The sequence below is a fragment of the Hyphomonas sp. genome, assembly GCF_040882205.1.
Lineage (GTDB): Bacteria > Pseudomonadota > Alphaproteobacteria > Caulobacterales > Hyphomonadaceae > Hyphomonas.
On the sequence record NZ_JBBEBT010000172.1, the window covers coordinates 1 to 4064 of the forward strand.

A 4064-nucleotide genomic window follows, 5' to 3' on the forward strand; every position below is an offset into this window, starting at 1 on the left:
GCAAGGCGGCCCTGCGCGCCCGTGGTCAGGACGGCTGATCCCGAGGCGAACTGAAGATCGCGCATGATCAGGGTTACACCGAGATCGGTTTTGGTCTGCTCATATCCGGCAAGTTCTGCCGCCAGGGCAGCAGTCCTTGCTTCCGCGGCAACCCGGCCCGCTTGCGAAACGGCGCTGTCTGCGACGGCGCCTGCGGCAACGGCGGCAGATTGGTCTGCGCGGTTTTCGGCGGCCGCTGTCGCCGCTTGGGCGTCAGCGACTTCGCGCATCCGGGCCTGCGAGACAACTTCTGCGCGCTGCGTATTCAAGGCTTCGATCCTGGCATTGGCACTGCGCTGGAGGCCGCGCGTTTCGGCGAGATCGAGATAGCCCTCTCCCATGCGGATATTGTGCGTGTACGCGTCATCCTTGCCGCGCGAATAGTCGTCGCGGGCGGCGGTGAGCGCTGCATCTGCCTTCTCGATGGCCGAGCGGCCGGATTCCATCGTCGCCGGATTGGCCTTGGCTTGCTGGAGCGAAGTTTCAGCCATCAGCAACCTGGGGTTTGCTTCCGGCGTGGAGGCGCAAGCGCCAAGCGAGATCGCAAGCGCGACGAGGCCAGCAGTTTTTTTGAGTGCGTGTTGCATTTGGATGGCTTTCTATGAGTTCAGTTCGCGGCGCAGCGTGGCGATACCGGTCTCGATTTCAGAGACGGTGCGTTCAAGGGCCTGCAGTTTGATCTTTTCCTGGACGATTTCGGCCTGGAGCGAGGCTTCTGCCGAGCGCCAGAGCGAGGTCGTGTCCTTGTTCTTGTCTTCTGCAGTCCGCGCTTCGTTGAGGCGAAGTTGCGCTTCCTGGAAGTTGACCGGCGCCGCCGACGAGGCGTCGGCAGTGTTCAGGGCAGCGATCTGGGCTTGCGTGCGGATGAGTTCATCCCGCGCGGGTTCAGCGAGTGCTGCAGGTGCAGCAAATAGAAGCGCGCCCGCCAGGGCCGCAGCGACAATCGTTTTCATGGGGATCTCCTCGGCCGCTCCAGGAAGGAGCTCGGGCCATGCGATTGTAACGGGCGCCGGAAACAAAGGTTCCGGTACTTCGGGAATTTAATCAGCCAGAGGCGTACTGTTCCCGCAGCGCCGTATCTTCTCCTGACGGCTCAAACAGCATAGGGTGAGTGCTCCAGAAGAGGAGTGTGCCTGTGCGGTATGGGGGTTGGCTGGCATTTGCAGCTTTTTTGTCCGCTATGGTGTCCGCGCCCGTTCAGGCGCAGGGCCGGGACGCCGAGACCGAAACCTTCGTGCGCGGGTTTGTGCGTTTCCTCGCCTATCACGAAGCTGGTCACATGCTGATGGGACAGGTTGCTGACCTGAACAGCCGGCCGGACTGGACTGCCATGGACCGGGAAGACTACGCAGACCGGTTTGCGATGGTGCTCCTGGCGCCCGATGCGGATGATCCGGACGGTGTCGACGAGATCATCAGTGCAGCCGGAGGATGGTTGCAGGTCGACAGTTCGATTGTTCGCAATGAACCACATGCCCCGGCCGAAGTGCGTGCACTTGAAATCATTTGCCTCATGTACGGAAGCAATGCGTCTGCATTCAGCGAGTTTGCCGAATATGTTCCGGAGGGGCGCGACTGCTCTGCCGACTACAAGCAGATCGAGGACGATGTCGAAGAGGTCTTCCGCGACTATAGCGGTGAGGTGGGACGCCAGATCGAGGTGGTGTATGCGGCCCCTGCCGGCGGCATGGAAGACGCCCGGCAGTTTCTTCAGGACAGCGGGATCGCCGAAGACCTCAAGTCTGATATCGAGTTCGACTTCTATCTCACGCACCGCACGACGATCCAGGCGATGAGCTGTACCGGCAAGGCCAAGCCGGACACGTTTTATTCAGATCGCGTTCGGGGCACAACGCCGGATCAGGATCATTTCGTGATCACGCTCTGCTACGAGATGATTGATGCCCGGCTGAAGTACGGCATGCGCGGATTCGATGACGAGACCCGGTAACAGCAACAGAAAAGCGCGCCGTCTGCACAATTGCGTATGCTTCAATTCGGGTCGGGAGTAGGATCTGGAACACTAAGTGGGAGGAACTGTAGAAATGCGTCTGATAAACAAATCACTGCTTTCAGCGTCCATGATGCTTGGGGCGGCAATGTCATTCACGGGTCTGGCGCCTGCGCTTGCGCAGGGAGCCGACGGGATCGAAGCTGAAGAGCCCGCCGAGTTTCCCGAAGAAACGGAATTCTGCGCTGAAGACGAAGACTGCGCTGACGCAGAAGTCGCAGCAGAGGAAGCAGGCCCGGTTGAACCCGAAAGTGAACCCGCCGATGAGCCGGCAACCGCCGAGCCTGGCGCTATAGAGCCGGAGGGCGCAGTCCTCGCTGCGCCGGGTTCGACCGATGAGAGCAATCCTGGCGGCTCGACGCGTCCCGGTACCCGTCCCGACGATTAGCCTGAACGCTCGCCGCGGGGTTATTCCGTCCCGGCGGGCATAAGCCCTGCGGCGTCATTCAGTTCGCCAATCGCGGGAACACCGTCAATATCGCGGCAGACATCGCGCGCGCTGTCCGGCCATTCGGCCTGAAGCAGCGGGTCTGTTTCGATTTCGAGCTCCGAGAAATTCCGGCCGCTGGCAGAGAGCAGCCGCGTACACGCATCGCCAGCCAGGACATCCCAGCTCTGCGTCTGGCGGGAAATGTCCCACAGCCTGATCTTTCCGTCACTGCTGGCCAGTACGATGCGCCGGCCGTCCGCCGAGAAGGTCGCGCTGCGTGCATCGCTTCCAAAAGCTGGCAATGTGCCGAGGAGACGTCCGGACGCTGTGTCCCAGATGTTGGCCGTCTGGTCGAGGTGAGCGGTTGCGATCCTGGTTCCATCCGGAGAGAACTGGACGCCGAATATGCGTCCTCTCGAGGCACTCAGCGTCGTGATGACGCGCTGGTCTCGCGCGTTCCAGACACGCGCTGTGCCGTCGTCACTTCCGGAAACAATATAGGCTCCGTCTGGCGAGAACATGGCAGAGCTGACACTGCCGCTATGGCCCTGGAGCTCACCGCTGGGTGATCCGTCTGCGGACGTCCAGATGCGCGCGGTCCGGTCGTGCCCGGAAGTGACGATCAGTTTCCCGTCGGCGGAAAACTCGGCGCCGCGAACGGCGCCTTCATGGCCGGTAAGGGTTGTCAGGGGCTCGCCGCCGGACGAACTCCAGACCCTTGCCGTCCCATCCGAGCTTGCCGTGACGATCCTGTCACCCTGCCGGGTATAGGAGGCGCTGTTAATGGAGCCCTCGTGCCCCGCAAGGCGCGCAACTATCCTGCCGGCGCGCCAGTCCCAGATCAGGCTTGTCGCATCTTCACCCGCCGTTACCACATGCAGGCCGCCGGGCGAGAAAGCCACGCCGTAGACGCTGCCGGTGTGCTCCGACAGGACTGCGAGACGCTTGCTGCTCGCGGTGTCCCAGACTTGCACCTGGCCGTCCTGCGCCGCGGAGACCAGGTAGGCGCCGTCCCGCGAAAGCTCGGCAAAGGAAACGTCCTCGCCGCCCGCAACCAGCGTTGCCAGCAGGCGGCCCCGGGTCTGCCAGATCTTGGCTGTGTCATCGTCGCTGGCGGTGACAATCTGAGAGCCGTCCGGAGAGAAGCTTCCCATCCTGATCCGGTCCCCATGCCCAAGTAGTGTCCGGACAAGTTCGCCGCTTTCGGCATCCCACAGCCTGGCAGTCGAATCATTGCTGATCGTAAGCAATGTTTTCCCGTCCGGTGAATAGCGGATGGCCCGCACGGCCCCGGCATGTCCACGCAGATAATGTTTCAGGCGCCCGGTACGGGTGTCCCAGAGACTGGCGGCCGCGTCGCCGCTGGCAGCCGCCACGGATTTTCCATCCGGAGAAAACACTGCATTCAGGATTGTGTCCGAATGCCCTTCCAGTGTCGATTGCAGGCGTCCTGTCGAAGCCGTCCAGATGCTCGCCGTCTGATCGAAACTTGACGTCACAACCAGCCCGCCATCGGCAGAATAGGATGCACCAAAGACCGGCCCCGTATGGCCGCTCAGTGTGCGGATCAAGCGTCCGGTTTCA

Annotated in this window: 5 protein-coding genes; 2 read left to right on the plus strand and 3 right to left on the minus strand. The window is 62.0% G+C overall.

What is annotated here, in order from left to right; translation table 11 throughout:
- The coding region (locus tag WEA77_RS06990; RefSeq protein ID WP_368067153.1) for a hypothetical protein at positions 1–626 on the minus strand (626 nt) is incomplete at its 3' end.
- Positions 627–638: 12 nt separating this feature from the next.
- Positions 639–992, minus strand: coding sequence for a hypothetical protein (locus WEA77_RS06995; RefSeq protein ID WP_368067154.1), 354 nt, complete (start codon positions 990–992; stop codon positions 639–641).
- 227 nt (positions 993–1219) lie between these two features.
- On the opposite strand from WEA77_RS06995, the gene WEA77_RS07000 reads away from it, so the two are divergent.
- Positions 1220–1990 (plus strand): DUF4344 domain-containing metallopeptidase, encoded by a 771-nt coding sequence (locus tag WEA77_RS07000; RefSeq protein ID WP_368067155.1) that lies wholly within the window; start codon positions 1220–1222, stop codon positions 1988–1990.
- A 94-nt stretch (positions 1991–2084) separates the two neighbouring features.
- Positions 2085–2438, plus strand: coding sequence for a hypothetical protein (locus WEA77_RS07005; RefSeq protein ID WP_368067156.1), 354 nt, complete (start codon positions 2085–2087; stop codon positions 2436–2438).
- 20 nt (positions 2439–2458) lie between these two features.
- Here WEA77_RS07005 and WEA77_RS07010 read toward each other — a convergent pair.
- Positions 2459–4064: WD40 domain-containing protein (locus WEA77_RS07010; RefSeq protein WP_368067157.1), on the minus strand; the 1606-nt coding region annotated here is incomplete at its 5' end.